Genomic DNA, 15,203 nt, shown 5'->3' with positions numbered 1-15,203 from the left:
GGAATCGATCGGGATGACTTCTGCTATGGACGAGCGGCTGCGATAACCCGGGGGCGCACGGGTGCCTCCCGTACTTGGAGGTAGGTGACGTCGATGACCTGGTGGCCCGACGAGATTCCCGGTTAGAGCGGCCGAACCTTTGGGGTGACCGGCGCCAACGGCGGGCTGAAGGAAGATGACGACTCGCGTGCTGGCGGCCAAGGAGGCCACCGTCGTGATGGCCTGCCGCGATGTGGACAAGGCGCAGGTGATCGCCGGACAGGTCGGGGGCGACGTTCGAGTCGCCGAGCTGAACCTGGCCGACCTGCACTCGGTGCGTGGGTTCGCCTCGCAACAAGGCGGATTCGATGTCCTGATCAACAATGCGGGGTTGATGAACATCCCGTTAGCCGCACCAAGGACGGCTTCGAAACCCAATTCGGTACGAACCATGTGGGCCACTTCGCGTTGACCGGGTTGCTGCTCGGCAAGATCGGCGACCGTGTGGTGACCCTGTCCAGCATCGCCCACCGGCACACGCCCAAACTCTGGATCGACGATCTCAACTACGAGAACCGGCGCTACCAGCGGCATCTGGCCTATGCCCAGTCGAAATTGTCCAACCTGATGTTCGCCCGCGAGCTGCAGCGGCGCCTGGCCGAGACCGGGTTGCCCAATCGGTCGTACGCGGTGCATCCCGGCGTCTCGGCCACGGAGCTGTTCACCAGGACCGAGACGGTGCTGGACCGGGTCGCCTAACAGGGAGTCCGGCTGGTGGGTCACCCACCGGAGCTGGCGGCGTATTCCACGCTGCTGGCCGCGACGATGCCTGACGCCGACCTGTCAGCGGTCACGTATTTCCCCAGGTTTGAGGGGTTGTCCGTCACGTAATTCCCCACCCCGGCTGTCACGTAATTCCCCACCCTGAGCGGTGTGTCTGCCCGGTGTGGGCCTCGCACACAGGTTCGCTCTTGATCCGTCGGCTGGCGGATGGAAGGGCGCTGATGGCGAGGAGAAATATCTTGATGCTCGATTTGGTCGAGTTGTTCACCCACTGGCACGCGGGCCGCTCGCAGGTGCAGTTATCGGCGTCGCTGGGCATCGACCGCAAGACTGTCCGCAAATATCTGGCCCCGGCGATCGCCGACGGTATGGCGCCCGGCGGCGAGCCGCTGTCGGCCGAGCAGTGGGCCGACTTGATCGATGGATGGTTCCCGGAGCTGAATGATCCGGCTGCGCGCGCCTCGACATGGCCGCTGATCGCACCGCACCAAGATCGGATCAAGGCCTGGATGGATGATGATGTCACGGTGGCCACGATCGCCCAACGGTTGCGCGACGATCACGGGGTGGCGGCGTCGGAGTCGTCGGTGCGGCGTTGGATCGCAACACATTTCGCCGAGGAGGTGGCCCGCGTGTCGCTTGCCACGGGGAAGGGACCACCGGTTTGCCATCAGCATGGGACCGGGCTTGCCCGGTAGCGAGGCACAGATCGACTACGGCCGGCTGGGCATGTGGTTTGATCCCTCGATTGGCCGGCGGGTGGCGGTGTGGGCGTTCGTGATGGTGCTGTCGTGTTCGCGGCATCTGTTCGTGCGCCCGGCGATCCGGATGGATCAAACCACCTGGTGTGCGTGCCATGTCGCGGCATTCGAATTCTTCGGCGGGATACCGGCGCGGCTGGTGTGTGACAACCTCAAGACCGGGGTGGACAAACCCGACCTGTATGACCCGAAGATCCCGCACCTACGCCGAGCTCGCGGTCCACTACGGCACGCTCGTCGATCCGGCGCGGGCATTCAAACCCAAGGACAAACCCCGGGTGGAGCGACCGATCACCTATGTGCGGGACTCGTTCTGGAATGGCCGCCAGTTCGCCTCGCTGACCGGAATGCAGGCCGACGCGCTGCGCTGGAGTACCGAGGTGGCCGGGCACCGGCACTGCCGCGCCTTGGAGGGCGCCGCGCCGTTGCGGGTGTTCGAGGCGATCGAAGCCGATGCGTTGATCGCGTTGCCGCCCAGGGCTTTCGAGCTATCCATATGGTCGATCGGCACCGTCGGAGTCGATGCGCACCTGTTGACTGAACTAATTCCGACGTTCCGGCATGTCAGCGCCGTGATGGGCGGATAGCGGTCCTACCGTCGGTGTCGTGTTCGGTGATTTCGAGGACGCGCGGGATCTGTCGGTGTTGGAGGTTGTGGCGGTGGGGTCGCTGGCGGCGACGGGCTCGAAGTGGGAGCCGTATCGACTGCTCGACCCGAAGGGGCGACCGGTCGCGGCGGTCGCTGCGTACTTCTGCGACCTGCTCGCGGCCGGGCGCAGCGAAGCCACGGTCCGCTCGTATGGCATGGACCTGCTGCGGTGGTTCCGGTTCCTGTGGGCGGTCGAGGTGGGGTGGGACCGCGCGACCCGCCCAGAGGCTCGCGATTTCTGCCGATGGCTTGCGATCACGCACGGCCCGACGGGTTCTGGTCGAGTGACGCCGTATTCGGTGTCGGTGCGGATGCACAGCGAAACGGTGCTGCGCTGCTTCTACGATTTCCACCGCGACGTCGGCACGGGGCCGATGGTGAATCCGTTTCCGCTGGACCGGTCGCGGCGCGGTGGCCGAGCACATGCGCATCACAACCCGATGGAGCCGTATCGCAATGAGCGGGCCGGGTTGTATCGGCCTCGGGTGGTCAAACGGATTCCACGCAACATCCCGGATGCGGAGTTCAACGAGATCTTTGCGCGGCTGCTGTCGCATCGCGATCGGGCGTTGGTGGCGTTCTATGTGTCAACCGGGGCGCGGGCATCGGAGTTGTTGACCGCGACGCAGGGCGGTGTCGACCCAGGGCGGCAGTTGATCACGGTGGTGCGCAAGGGCTCTCGGGAGATGCAGGAGCTGCCGGCGTCGTCGGACGCGTTCGTGTGGCTGCGGCTGTATCAGGTGGAGATGGAGGGGCTGATCCCGCGTGGACGAACCAAGCCGTTGTGGTGGACGCGCCGGAAGCCGTTTCGTCCGTTGACCTATCACGCAGCGCACCGCATGTTCGAGCGGGTGAACGCCGACGTCGGCACCAGCGCGACGTTGCATGCGCTGCGGCACACGGCGGCCTACCGGATGGCGCAGGATCCGGCGATGCCGCTGACCGACGTGCAGTACGTGCTCGGGCACGCACAGCTGACCACCACACAGATCTACCTGACCCCGCGAAGGGAGGACGTCATCGAACGCGTACTCGCCCACCACGCCGAACAGACCCGCAAGGCCGCCGAGCGCACGCCGCCGCCGACAACCGGCTATCGACCCGAGACACTGGACGTGCTGTTCGCGCGGAGGCGCTCATGACTGTCGTCGAGACGATCCCCGCAACGAGGACCGCAACCTGTGCTGACGCCGTATCGCTGGAATCCGCTTCCACGCAACCAGATTGGCGATCTCGCTATCCCGTCCGGGCGGTCGGCACGGATTGGCCGGCCACGTGCGGCGATCGCGGCGAAGTGGATCAGGTCGTGGCCGCCGCCACGGCCGAGTTGCCAACGCAGCGGGTGCAGGAAGCGCGCCGCTGGGGCGTGCCGCTGCTGCTGGACTGGCTCGCCGATCAACCCGGCGACACCTGGCAACAGCGGTGGCTGGCCAGCGGCGCCGACGCCGCCGGCGCGCAGTGGGCGCAGCATCCCGAGCAGTGGCTTCAGCGCCAGGGGAAGTACTCCGAGAACCGGTTGCAGTTGATGACCAGTTCGCTGCTGGTCGTGGTCGGCGGCGACGTGGTGCGACCGTCATTGGCATGGCTGTTGACCGGCGGGAAGAAGCGCAAGCTGGTCCGCAACATGGTCTACGGGCGTGACGGGGCGGGCTTCGAGCGGCTGCGCCGATTGTGTGAACACGATCCCGCGATCAGATCAGACGCCGTGGGCGACATCCTGTTTCGCTCTGCGGTGATCGTCGCTGCCAAGGGCGGCATGCTGGCCGACATCACGGTCGGTGATGTGCTGGAGATCCTCGACGCCGAATACGCGGTGCGCGGTCGCGCGGACTCAGCGTCGGCGACGTTTCGGATGCTGCGGGAAGCGGGCGTGGTCGGCGCGGACACGCCCACGCTGCAGCAGATCCGCAGTCTTGGCCAGCGTTCGCCCGCCCAACTCGTCGACCGCTACCCGATCACCTGCCGTCCGATCCGGGACCTGCTCGTCGCCTATCTGGCCGAGCGGCGACCGGCGATCGACTACAACACCCTGGTCGGCCTGGCGTATCACCTGGTGCGGTGCTTCTGGTTCGAGGTCGAGCAGCACCATCCCGGCGTCGACTCGCTGCGCCTGCCCCGCGAGGTCGCCGGAGCGTGGAAGCGGCGGCTGCGCACCAAAACCACCATCGTCATTCGCGACGGCGAACGCGTCGAAGTCGAGTCCGAACGCCTCGATTACCTGTCCGCGCTGGCCACGGTGCGGGCTTTCTACCTCGACCTGGCCGAATGGGGGCTCGACGACCCGGTCCGATGGGGTGTGTGGGTGGCGCCGTGCCCGATCAGCCAGGAGGATCTGGTGCGGCGCAAGGCCATCCGCCGCCGCAAGGCGCGCATGGACAGCCGCACCCGCGAACGGCTGCCCGTGCTACCCGTCTTAGTCGAGGCCGTCGACCGGTGGCGCCGCGAGTCGCGCCAGTTGTTGGAAGCCGGGCAACAGGCCCAGCCGGGCAAGCAGTTCACCGCCGCCGGAAAGACCCTCGCCAGGATCGTCCGGGCGCACGCGGCCGCGGACAACGTCTGGGTGCGCGACCCCGACACCGGTAAACCACGACTGCTTAACCTCGATGAGGAACACGCGTTCTGGGCATGGGCGGTCATCGAAGTGTTCCGCCACACCGGCATCCGAGTGGAGGAGCTGATCGAACTCAGCCACCACAGCCTGATCCAATACCGGCTGCCCAGCACCGGCGAACTGGTGCCGCTGCTGCAGATCGCTCCGTCCAAGACCGACGCGGAACGACTGCTCGTGGTCGGCCCGGAACTCGCCGACGTGCTCAGCGCCGTCATCTGCCGCGTCCGCGGCCCCGACGGAGCTGTCCCGCTTGTGCGTGCCCGCGACAGCCACGAACTGGTGTGGCTGCCACCATCTCCGCTGCTGTTCCAGCGGCGCACGAGAGCTGAAAACCGTTCACTCGGGGGCGGTTTCGTCGCCAGGCTGCTCGACGAAGCCCTCGCCCACACCGGACTGACCGACCCTGCTGGAGACCCACTGCACTTCACCGCACACGACTTCCGTCGCATGTTCATCACCGACGCCATCCTCAACGGTCTCCCGCCACACATCGCCCAAGTCATCGCCGGACACCGCGACATCGGCGTCACCATGGGCTACAAGGCCGTCTACCCAGACGAGGCCATCACCGCCCACCTCGCCTTCATCGCCCGTCGACGCAAGCTCCGACCGACAGAGGAATACCGCCAGCCCACCGACGAAGAATGGCAACAGTTCATCGGCCACTTCGAGCGCCGCAAGGTCTCCGTTGGCACCTGCGGCCGCGCGTTCGCAACACCTTGCATCCATGAGCACGCTTGCGTGCGTTGCGCACTCCTATGGCCGGACCCACAGCAACGATCCCGACTCCAGGAGATCCGGGACAACCTAAAGGCCCGCATTGCCGAAGCCGAACGCGAAGGCTGGCTCGGCGAGGTCGAGGGACTCCAGGTCAGCCTCGCCGGCGCTGAGGACAAACTTGCCCAGGTCGAAAGACGCTGCAGGACAACCACTGACATCGCTGCCACCGACCTCGGCATCCCCACGCTTCCGACGAGCCCATAGAACGCTAGTCGAACAATTGTTCGGTTCAGAGAACATGTCAAATCCGGCAAGGCGCTGTATTCGGTGCCGTGGCGGCTGATCGGACAGCGCCTGCATGCCCGCACCGCCGGCGATGTGGTGCAGATCTTCGCCGGTGCCGATGTGGTGGCCACCCACGTGCGCCGCCCGTCCGGGCGCTCCACCGACTTCACCCACTACCCGCCGGAAAAGATCGCCTTCCACATGAAAACGCCGGCCTGGTGTCGGCGCACCGCCGAACTGGTCGGCCCGGCCTGCGAGGCGGTGATCGCGGAGTTCATGGCTGATAACGCCATCCATCACCTGCGCTCGGCGCAGGGGGTGCTGGGGCTGCGCGACAAACACGGCTGTGAGCGGCTGGAGGCCGCCTGCGTCCGTGCGATCGAGGTCGGCGACCCGTCCTATCGCACCATCAAGGGCATCCTGATCGCCGGCACCGAACACGCCCAGCACGAACCTGCCAGCGGTGCCGCCGCTGCGGCCGAGGCGTTTCTGCGCGGCCCCGACCAGTTCGGCACCGACACCGGCATCATCGCCTGATCTCCACGAATCGCACATCAACACAACGTAATCCACCCTCAAGGAGAGACCCTTGTCCATCTGCGACCCGGCGCTGCGCAATGCGCTGCGCACCCTGAAACTGTCCGGCATGCTCGACACCCTCGACGCCCGGCTGACCCAAACCCGCGACGGCGGGCTCGGGCACCTCGAATTCCTCCAAGCCCTGTGCGAGGACGAGATCGCCCGCCGCGAATCCGCCGCCCTGAGGCGACGATTGCGCCGCGCGAAGTTCGAAGCCCAAGCCACCTTCGAAGACTTCGACTTCACCGCCAACCCGAAACTGACCGTCGCCATGCTGCGCGACCTGGCCGCGCTGCGCTGGCTCGACGCCGGCGAATCGGTCATCCTCTACGGACCGGTCGGGGTAGGCAAAACCCATGTGGCACAAGCACTCGGACACCACGTAGCACGACGCGGCGGCGACCTCCGCTTCGTCAAATGCTCACGCATGCTCGCCGACCTAGCCGGCGGCCACGCCGACCTAGCCGGCGGCCACGCCGACCGCACCATCGGTCAACGCATGCGCGAATACACCCGCCCCCTAGTCCTCATCGTCGACGACTTCGCCATGCGCGAGCACACACCCACCCAGTCCGACGATCTCTACGATCTAGTCTCCGATCGAGCCATCGCTGGCAAACCCTTGATCCTGACCAGCAACCGCGCTCCCAAAGACTGGTATCCGCTGTTCCCCAACCCAGTCGTGGCCGAATCACTGCTCGACAGGCTCATCAACACCAGCCACCAAGTCCTCATGGACGGACCCAGCTACCGGCCCCGAAAACGACCCGGCCGACCCACCAACTAGACACCACCAGCGCGGGCCGGTAAGACCTACACCGAGGCCCGCACCTGGGGAATTACGTGACGCCAACCCCTGGGGAATTACGCGACGGACGACATCTAGGTTCGCTTGGTGGGGGCGGAGTTCACGATCAGACCAAGTTTTCGTTGTGCCGTGGAGTGGCCGGGCGCAACGTCGGTAGCGGCTCCTCCGGATCGCCAACGCTGCAACCAGCCATTTTACGTGGCCCACAGCCGGTTTCATCGGGACCGGCAGCTTAGCTGGAGCGAGCCGGGGACGTGATCTCGTGAGCGGGAGCGTCCATAGGTCGGCCAAGTTCAGCCTGGTCGACCGGGGGTAACGTATGCCCAGAAACGGCACGCCGACTCGGCGGTATGAGGTCACTCGCTACGTGTAGTTCTCCCCAGTGACGGGCAGGAGATCTCCTCGTTGTTGGCCATGAGTACCGAGCGGTCCCGTCCTTATGGCAAAACGGTGGCCCCATCACTATGGCAAGCGACGCAAGCGCCTGAACGGTTTTACCATTGTCGCAGGGATTCGTCACAGCTTCGTGTCGGGATCAAAGAAGGCCCCCCGCGCTGCCGCAACTGCCGAAAAGGCGCCCCACAGAAAGGCGGTCAGCTCCTCGATAAGCGCATCCTTGCTGGTGATCGGGGAATTCAGCCAGCGCAGCACTCCAAGCCCAACCGCTCCCAGGGCAGCATCGACAACACATTCCAAGTTACCGCCGACGCCACCGCGCGCCAGGATAGTGGCTGACCATACGTCCACCGTGGCATCCGAGAGCGGCCTGCCGCCCTCGATCAGATCCGCGGGCGAGCGCCCCTCCCTCAGATGCGAGTTCACCAGGAAACGAAGCAGATTTGGCCGTTCGTCGACGAGCCTGACGTAGGCGGCTACCGGCGAGCTGACCAGCTCCAGCGCCTTGCTGGCGGCACTGAGTTGGGGCACGACTTGCTCGACGATCATCTCCTGCACTCGCCCGCCGACCGCGGCGAACAAGGCGTCCTTGTCGGCGAAATATCGATACAGCTTCGGCCTGGGTATCCTCGCGGTCCTTACGACATCGTCGATGGAAAGATCTGGCCCGTACTCGTCGATGGCCCGAAGCGTTGCCTCTATCAGATCCGCACGCACTGCGGCGCGATGCTCGCGCCAACGATCGGCTCGGGCATCCCCGGTCAACTCCGGTAACAACCGCCCCACGGTGCTCAAGTTCATCGACACCTCGAAAGTATAGTCCGTGGGCATAATGCGGCTTCGCGAAATGCCGCTTCGCACAGCAACGGCAAGTCAACCGCCTCTGCGCAGGTAGGCGCGCTGTGCACCACCTGCCCGGATGCGATTGGTCGGCACAGGAACCGCGACGATCCGCAATCACTATGAACTCGGTCCGGCGTAGCCGCCCGGCGGCCGTCAACAGGGAAACTTTTGATTACCGCTGCTTCAACCGATCCCTACCACAATTGACAAGTCGCATCGGGCGATGCGAGCATCGCCCGATGCGCGCTGAACACGGGGATCACTTCACATGCGGTGCCACGGCGCTGTTCTTCATTTCGCCCGTCGGCAAATGACGGTCGTGTCCGCGTCCGGCACACTTGAGCTGCCTGCCGAAGTAGTTTTCGACTACGCGGCGGACTATCGCCGCATGCCGGAATGGGTGTTCGGATTGGACACCGTTGAGCCGGTCGGCGAGCTGTCTGAGGGCGTCGGGGCCGAATTCCGCGGCACCGGCAAGATCGGGCCGATCGCCATGACAGGAACAAGTCGCATCATCGAGTGGGAGCCATATGAACAGCTCACTGAAGCCTTGGTGACCAACAACGGTATCGTGGCCTCCGCAACCGTCGCGACGACGCCCATCGGATCGAAACTGACCCGCATCGATCTAACCGTCGACTACAAATTCCCCGGCGGGTTTGCGGGCAAAGTCCTCCAGCGTGGGATAGAACCGTTGCTTGGTTCCGGTATCCGCCACAGCGTGCGGGTGCTTCGTCGGCACTGCCTACGCACCTGCTGAGGTCCGCGGACTGCGTACGCCTCCGATCAGGGGCCCGGGTTCTCTGCCGGCGGCCGCTGAGATCACGAGTTGATCTTGATTTCCGGCTTCTTCGGTGGTGAGCGGTCATCGTCGCGCGTCGCGCGGCGACGCCGGGTTCCTGGGTCGCGCTGGGCTGCTGCTTCACTGGGGTTGAACGGACACACTAACTGCGGGTCATGGATGTGGAACAGCAGCCCAGCCGGGTTCCGCACAGCAGGTCGATAGCGATAGCCGGGCGGTGATCCCGGCTGTGTCGATGGCCACGGTGTCATCGCGGCATGTTGCGCCCCTGTGGGTCGAACGGTAGCGTAGCGCTAATATCCAGTACTTCCGGTATCTGGAACTCGATGTTCGAAGAAGGGTGACAGTCAAGATGAACGAGCACGCAGCCCAGGGGCGCGGTGGAGGTTGCCAAGGGGGCGCGGTGGAGGTTGCCAAGACTTCGCGCCCGGAGTCTCGGTATCCGAAGACCCGGCGGATTCGTTTCCCGTTCGGCGCCGGCAGCAAGTATTTCGTCAACGACGACATCATCTTCAGCCATTTTGTTGCCAACCTGTCGGGGTCCTTCCCTCCGGGGGAGGAGTTGTTCATTCGGTCGGTGCGCCGATTCGCCGATGAGATCACCGATCCCGTGTTGAAGAAGAGGGTGGCTGGCTTCATCGGTCAGGAATCTGTCCACGGGCAGCAGCACCGGGCGCTGAACGAGAAACTCATTGACATGGGCTACCCGATTGCTTGGTGGGATTCAGACGGCTTCGTCGATCGGATCAAACGCATCGAGGAGCGGTTGTCTCCCCGGATCCCCTTGGCGGTGACAGCAGGGGCTGAACACTTCACCGCCATACTTGCTGAGCGCATCCTGGGCGATGAGGAGATCCAGGCCATCCCGGGCGAGCCGGAGGTGTGGAACCTGCTGAACTGGCATGCGCTGGAGGAGCTTGAACACAAGTCGGTCGCCTTCGACATATTCCGGGAGGTGGGGGGCACGGAGCGGATGCGCAGGCGTGTGATGGCGGTCTTGATCCCCGTGCTGCTTCTCCTCCTCAGTACGGTGTTGGCGTACTCGGTGGCACGGGACCCCGAAGCGCGGTGTCAGCCGGTGCGGTTGGTGCGCGAGACATACCGGCTCTACCGTGGACCCATCTTCCGGGGCTTGATCTCCGAGCTCAGAAAGTACCTACGACCGGGATTTCATCCCGACGACATCGACACCAACGCATTACTGCAGCAGTGGCAAGAGGAACTCTTCGGCGCCGCGGGAACCCTCGTCGACTACGTAAGGTAACCGACCATCACCGAGACCGTCGTCGACTAGGGAGCAATAGTCATTCATGTCCGAATTTTTTGACGTTGTGGTTATAGGGGCCGGTATCTCCGGTATCAGTGCGGCCTGGCATCTGCAAGATCGCTGTCCCGACAAGAGTTATCTGGTTTTGGAGCGCAGAGCTGATCTGGGTGGTACCTGGGATCTGTTTAAGTACCCGGGTATCCGATCGGATTCCGATATGTGCACATTCGGGTTCCGTTTCAAGCCGTGGCACTCGGCGCGGTTCACAGTTGATGCGGCGACGATCAAAAGTTATCTGTGGGAAGCTGCGACGGAGAGCGGCATCGATAGGCACATCCGATTTGGTACCCAGGTGTTGTCTGCGGACTGGTCGGACGCCGAGAGGCGCTGGACCGTCAAAGTAGTCCGAGACGGCGAGGAGCGCGAGATCGGGGCCGCGTTTTTGTTTGTGTGCAGTGGCTACTACGACTACGACAAGGGTTATTGTCCGGAGTTCCAAGGCGAGAAGGACTTCGAGGGAACTATCGTGCATCCGCAGCACTGGCCCGAAGACCTCGATTATGGGGGTAACAGGATCGTCGTGATCGGTAGCGGCGCGACCGCAGTAACTCTCATTCCCTCTCTCATCGATTCAGGTGCCGGCCACGTCACCATGCTGCAGCGTTCACCTACATACATTGCATCGCTGCCCAATATTGACCCCGTCGCTGTCCAGCTCATCAAGTGGCTGCCGCCCGGGGCCGCTGACTTTATCAACCGCTGGAAAAATATCTTATTAGCTGTGGCGCAGTACCAGCTGGCGCGGCGCTTCCCCAGCCCCATGCGTAAAGGCCTGATAGCTTGGGCCAAACATCAGCTGCCCGCAGGCTACGACGTGGACAAGCATTTCGGGCCTAAGTACAACCCGTGGGATGAACGGGTATGCCTGGCCCCTAACGGAGACATTTTCAAGGCCGTTCGGGACGGGAAGGCTGATGTGGTCACCGACACTATCGACCGATTCACCAAGACGGGGATCAAGCTTTCCTCTGGGCACGAGTTAGCGGCTGACATCATCGTCACCGCAACGGGATTGAACATGCGGCTGTTCGGCGGCGCCACGCTTTCCCGTAACGGCCAGGCTGTCGACGTCGCCAAGTCGATGACCTATAAGGCTATGATGCTTTCCGATGTTCCAAATATGGCGTTCACCATCGGTTACATCAACGCATCCTGGACGCTGAAAGCAGACCTCGTATCGGAATACGTCTGCTGTCTACTCAATTACATGGACGAACACGGCTACGACACTGTCGTCGCCCCCCACCCCGGCGGGGATGTGGAGGAACTGCCGTTCACCGATTTCGCGCCTGGCTATTTCCGGCGCGCGATGCACCAACTGCCGAAGTCTGGATCCCGCGGTCCATGGAAAGCAAAGCAGAATTATCTCTCCGATCTCCGACGAATACGCCGCCGCAACAACATCGTTGACGGACTCCACTTCACCAAAAAAGCCCCGGGACGTGACGAAACTCTTCGACGCCTGGTTCCCGGCGGTGTGCCTGAGGGGTTGGCAGCTGACCTGCCCGGTCAGATAGCTCAATAGCCGATACGGTGCGCCGGGCCCGGCCAGCCGGCGAAGCGGCTGTTATGGCGCAGACCATCCAGACCGGGAGACGCGTCCACGGTCACGCGTGGCCCACTGCGTAATCCGATGGGGCGCAGTCGATATCGCGAATGTGCCGTCGGCACGATCGTGCGGACTTCGTCGTCGCGAATGCCGGGCAGCGCTTGAAACGCCTGGTCCAGGCCTCGGATCTGCTTAGCACCGTCGCTTTCGCTTGCCACAGCCCGCCAGCTCAGGGCGGTTAGACATACTAACTATTCCGAGGTCGAGGTCAAGGCTGAACCAGGGTGGGCCTTCGTCGTCCGAATCAGTCCGCGTAGTGCGCGTCGATCTCGGCGGCGTACTTCGCGTGGATCGGCTTGCGTTTGAGCGTTCATTTTCGGGGTGTGTCGCTTGCCAGGGTGATGGGGCCACCTGATTGCCAGGGGGATGGGGCCACCGTGGCGCGTTATTAAGGATGCTGGTCGGGGTGGTCGGGGTCAAGTTGGCCGGGCCGGGTGCGTTGGCGGTAGGACGGTCCTTCGATGACGAGGGTGTGGGCGGCGGCGGTCAGCCGGTCGATGGCTGATTGAGCCAGTAGCGTGTCGGCGGTGATCGTCAGCCATTCGGCGGGTTCTCGGTTGGAAGTCACGATGGTCGTCTTGGCGTGGTGGCGTTCGACGACGATTTCGTAGAAGTCGCTGGTCTCGGTCGCGTCGAGGGGTCGCAGTGCGAAGTCATCGATTATGAGGACGTCGATAGCGGCCAGTCGGCGGATCTCGGTGTCGACGGTGTTGTCCAGGCGGGCGGCACGTAGATGGGCCTTGCCGACGCCGACGGGCCCGAGGACGATCGCGGATTGGCCGGCGTCGAGGAACCGCAACGAGGTCAGGTCGCCGAGCAGGGTGCGGTCATAGCGCAGGTCGTCCTGGGTGGTCCAGGTGTCGAAGCGCATGCTCGAGTCAAGTCCGGCTTTGGCCGCTGGCAGTGCTGCTGAACGGGATTCGCGTCGAGAGACCTCATCGGCGAGCAGCGTTTCGAGGAACCCGATGTGGCTGAGTTTGTGTTGGCGAGCCAGAGCAGCACGCTCAGGCAGCGTGTCGGCCAGCGCGCCGAGTTTGAGCGTCTTGAGCAGTCGGAGCAGATCAGCGCCGACCGGATCGGCAGGTGCGCGGTGGTGGGTGGTCATGTCAGCGGGCCTCCTCATGCTCGGTGGTGACCACGACGGTCAATGATGTTGGGCTGTTGGTGAATTCGGATGGATCACGAGAGAACCGCGTGGTGGTTTGGCCGACCGCCCGTGGCAGCGCCGGGGCGGTGTCCTCGGTGGCACGTTCCAGCATGGAGGCGATTTTGTTGACCGAGAGGACATCAAGGTCCAGCGATAGCGAACAGGCCTGATCGACGCGCTGGGCGCCGTAGCGGCGTACCAGGCCTTGCAGTCGGTAGACGGTGCGCATCCGGGTCCAAGGCAGCGGGTCATCGAGGATGCGTTCGGCGTAGATCCCGATATTGGGCCCGTGTGCGGCACACGCCGCGATCAACCGGGTCAGATCACGCAGCGCGTAGGCGGCTTTGTGTTCGGGCAGATCCGCGCGGTCGGTGCTGCGACTACCGGGTGGTTGGCGGGGGTGGACTTTCACCAGGGTGCCGCGGTGATAGAACTTCACCAGCTCGGTATCGGCGCGCACGTCCAACGTGGTGCCGATCCATTGTTCGGGAAGCGAATACAGCGCTTTGCCGACCTCGGCATGGAAATCGCGGTGCACCTTGACCGCTTTTGAACACCGGCACGTCATATACCCCCGGCGCCGGCAGCAGCAGCCCCTGTTCGGCGTCGGTGAACACCTCCAGAGGGCGTGCACAGGTGGTGCCGTGAATTCGGGCACCGGCAGTACGCACACACCACTGAGTCGCGGCGTGCTGCGCCTGCTCAAGACTGGTGAATGTTTCACCGTCCCAGAAGTTTCCGCGCACGTACTGGACCACGCGCTCGACCCGTGGCTTGTCTTTGGGTGAACGGACCCGGGCCGGGTCGGTGAGGAAGCCGGCATGACCGGCGTAGTTCAGCCAGCCCGCGGTGAACTGCGGGTTGACCGCAGAGCTTGTCAAGATTTCTGTGTATGTGGTTGGCTTATAGGTAGGGTTTGATTCGTTCGGGGTAGGTCACGGCTAGTGCGCCCAGTGCTTGTTTCCAGCCGTGGGTGCGTGCTCCCTCGACGAGGCGTTTGTTGCGTGAGCGATCTCCGGTCTTGAGTGGGTCGTCGTAGAACTTCTGGCGTTCTCGGGCGCGTTTGTCCTCGATGTTGCAGATCGCCAGCCACAGCAGCTTGACTGCGGCCTGGTCGTTGGGGGAGTCGCCGCGGTTCTCGATGATCTTGCGCAGCTGGTAGTTCAGCGATTCGATCGCATTGGTCGATCGCATTGGTCGATCGCAATTGGTACCCAGTATGAAATAGGTGGAGGCCCGGCGCGGTGTTCTGTCTTGCCTGGTCAGGTCGGCTGGGCGTACGGTGCGACCGTCCGGAACAGGGGCCTTCGGGAGACACGTATGGGCAGGCCGTTCTTACTCGGTGGGCTGCGAGCCGTGTTAGTAGTTGGCCCCCTGCGACTTGTCCGGCTGCGCTGCGAGCGCGTATCCGTAGGTGTCGTTCCGTCCCAGCGGTTCCCCTCCAACTGAAGCTTCGAAGAAGGGAATCGAGGTGACTCGTTACATCGGGATGGACGTCCATCGCGAGTTCGCGCAGTTGGCCGTCGTCGAGGACGGCTTGGTGCGCGATGAAGACCGCATCGGCGTGACGCCAGAAGTGTTGCGCACGTGGGCCTCTGAACTACGACCAGATGATGAGGTGGCGTTGGAGGCCACCGGCAACAGCGACGCGATCGCGACGCTGCTCACCCCGCTGGTGGGGCCGGATGGTGGTGTCGAAATCCTTCAACGCCAGCTCGGTGGCCTCGGTGGTCGGCGCACACTGTAGATCGCGCGCATCGAGGAAGCGACCTTCTTGCGGTCCTTGTAGGACACGAACCGCATCGAGTTGCGGATCAAATGCAGGTTATGCCGACGTCGGCATAAGTTCCATTACGCCGATGTCCGGATTATGCCGACCTCGATGGTGAACCCGCTGGCGGCGG

General features: G+C 63.8%; 12 protein-coding genes and 4 pseudogenes. 10 read left to right on the top strand and 6 right to left on the bottom strand.

The genetic code is table 11. The annotated features are described in order from the left end of the window. Positions 1-175: 175 nt before the first annotated feature. The 6 genes and pseudogenes from M1248_RS14585 to istB all read left to right on the top strand — a co-directional run. Positions 176-819: pseudogene (locus tag M1248_RS14585) on the top strand (SDR family NAD(P)-dependent oxidoreductase); the annotation flags it as partial. A 185-nt stretch (positions 820-1,004) separates the two neighbouring features. Next, positions 1,005-2,056: pseudogene (gene istA, locus M1248_RS14580) on the top strand (IS21 family transposase); the annotation flags it as partial. Between the two features lie 73 nt (positions 2,057-2,129). Further along, complete coding sequence (locus M1248_RS14575) at positions 2,130-3,314, top strand: site-specific integrase (RefSeq protein WP_317148798.1); 1,185 nt, start codon at positions 2,130-2,132, stop codon at positions 3,312-3,314. Further along, positions 3,311-5,767, top strand: coding sequence for a site-specific integrase (locus M1248_RS14570; RefSeq protein ID WP_317148797.1), 2,457 nt, complete (start codon positions 3,311-3,313; stop codon positions 5,765-5,767). The genes M1248_RS14575 and M1248_RS14570 overlap by 4 nt, the downstream gene beginning before the upstream one ends. Before the next feature lie 33 nt (positions 5,768-5,800). After that, a pseudogene (locus M1248_RS14565) lies at positions 5,801-6,325 on the top strand (Mu transposase domain-containing protein); the annotation flags it as partial. Positions 6,326-6,377: 52 nt separating this feature from the next. Then, positions 6,378-7,154, top strand: a complete 777-nt coding sequence (gene istB / locus M1248_RS14560; protein WP_317148796.1) for an IS21-like element helper ATPase IstB — start codon at positions 6,378-6,380, stop codon at positions 7,152-7,154. Between the two features lie 537 nt (positions 7,155-7,691). On the opposite strand, the gene M1248_RS14555 is transcribed toward istB, so the two are convergent. Then, the gene (locus M1248_RS14555; protein ID WP_317148966.1) at positions 7,692-8,372 is read right to left on the bottom strand and encodes a TetR/AcrR family transcriptional regulator; all 681 of its coding nucleotides are present in this window, start codon (positions 8,370-8,372) and stop codon (positions 7,692-7,694) included. Positions 8,373-8,724: 352 nt separating this feature from the next. On the opposite strand from M1248_RS14555, the gene M1248_RS14550 reads away from it, so the two are divergent. The 3 genes from M1248_RS14550 (at position 8,725) to M1248_RS14540 (ending at position 12,068) form a co-directional block, all read left to right on the top strand. Next, positions 8,725-9,174, top strand: a complete 450-nt coding sequence (locus M1248_RS14550) for an SRPBCC family protein (RefSeq protein ID WP_317148795.1) — start codon at positions 8,725-8,727, stop codon at positions 9,172-9,174. 394 nt (positions 9,175-9,568) lie between these two features. Beyond that, entirely contained in the window at positions 9,569-10,480 is a 912-nt protein-coding gene (locus tag M1248_RS14545; RefSeq protein ID WP_410506670.1) for a metal-dependent hydrolase, read from the top strand. A 46-nt stretch (positions 10,481-10,526) separates the two neighbouring features. Further along, positions 10,527-12,068, top strand: coding sequence for an NAD(P)/FAD-dependent oxidoreductase (locus M1248_RS14540; protein WP_317148793.1), 1,542 nt, complete (start codon positions 10,527-10,529; stop codon positions 12,066-12,068). On the opposite strand, the gene M1248_RS14535 is transcribed toward M1248_RS14540, so the two are convergent. The 4 genes and pseudogenes from M1248_RS14535 to M1248_RS14520 form a co-directional block, all read right to left on the bottom strand. Beyond that, the gene (locus tag M1248_RS14535) at positions 12,062-12,310 is read right to left on the bottom strand and encodes a hypothetical protein (protein ID WP_317148792.1); all 249 of its coding nucleotides are present in this window, start codon (positions 12,308-12,310) and stop codon (positions 12,062-12,064) included. The two genes, M1248_RS14540 and M1248_RS14535, sit on opposite strands and share 7 nt — an antisense overlap. Before the next feature lie 230 nt (positions 12,311-12,540). Further along, positions 12,541-13,257 (bottom strand): ATP-binding protein, encoded by a 717-nt coding sequence (locus M1248_RS14530; protein ID WP_317148791.1) that lies wholly within the window; start codon positions 13,255-13,257, stop codon positions 12,541-12,543. A gap of 1 nt (position 13,258) precedes the next feature. Continuing rightward, a pseudogene (locus M1248_RS14525) lies at positions 13,259-14,183 on the bottom strand (Mu transposase domain-containing protein); the annotation flags it as partial. A 19-nt stretch (positions 14,184-14,202) separates the two neighbouring features. After that, the gene (locus M1248_RS14520; protein ID WP_317148965.1) at positions 14,203-14,565 is read right to left on the bottom strand and encodes a transposase; all 363 of its coding nucleotides are present in this window, start codon (positions 14,563-14,565) and stop codon (positions 14,203-14,205) included. A gap of 205 nt (positions 14,566-14,770) precedes the next feature. Here M1248_RS14520 and M1248_RS14515 point away from each other — a divergent pair, with 205 nt between their 5' ends. Continuing rightward, the gene (locus M1248_RS14515) at positions 14,771-15,046 is read left to right on the top strand and encodes a hypothetical protein (RefSeq protein WP_317148790.1); all 276 of its coding nucleotides are present in this window, start codon (positions 14,771-14,773) and stop codon (positions 15,044-15,046) included. Here M1248_RS14515 and M1248_RS33385 read toward each other — a convergent pair. Then, on the bottom strand, positions 15,004-15,102 hold the full coding sequence (locus tag M1248_RS33385; RefSeq protein ID WP_410506669.1) for a hypothetical protein: 99 nt from the start codon (positions 15,100-15,102) through the stop codon (positions 15,004-15,006). The genes M1248_RS14515 and M1248_RS33385 overlap by 43 nt on opposite strands. Positions 15,103-15,203: the final 101 nt, after the last annotated feature.

Origin of the sequence: Mycobacterium sp. 29Ha (genome assembly GCF_032883055.1) — a bacterium.
Lineage (GTDB): Bacteria > Actinomycetota > Actinomycetes > Mycobacteriales > Mycobacteriaceae > Mycobacterium > Mycobacterium gallinarum.
The sequence above is the reverse complement of the archived record's forward strand: the minus strand, read 5'-3'. Positions and strand labels throughout refer to the sequence as shown.

What these genes read in the sequence shown, in the direction of transcription:
- M1248_RS14570 (WP_317148797.1), top strand. Translation starts at nt 3,311, where the DNA reads ATGACTGTCGTCGAGACGATCCCCGCAACGAGGACCGCAACCTGTGCT.
- M1248_RS14555 (WP_317148966.1), bottom strand. Translation starts at nt 8,372, where the DNA reads ATGAACTTGAGCACCGTGGGGCGGTTGTTACCGGAGTTGACCGGGGAT.
- M1248_RS14550 (WP_317148795.1), top strand. Translation starts at nt 8,725, where the DNA reads ATGACGGTCGTGTCCGCGTCCGGCACACTTGAGCTGCCTGCCGAAGTA.
- M1248_RS14545 (WP_410506670.1), top strand. Translation starts at nt 9,569, where the DNA reads ATGAACGAGCACGCAGCCCAGGGGCGCGGTGGAGGTTGCCAAGGGGGC.
- M1248_RS14540 (WP_317148793.1), top strand. Translation starts at nt 10,527, where the DNA reads ATGTCCGAATTTTTTGACGTTGTGGTTATAGGGGCCGGTATCTCCGGT.
- M1248_RS14530 (WP_317148791.1), bottom strand. Translation starts at nt 13,257, where the DNA reads ATGACCACCCACCACCGCGCACCTGCCGATCCGGTCGGCGCTGATCTG.
- M1248_RS33385 (WP_410506669.1), bottom strand. Translation starts at nt 15,102, where the DNA reads ATGCGGTTCGTGTCCTACAAGGACCGCAAGAAGGTCGCTTCCTCGATG.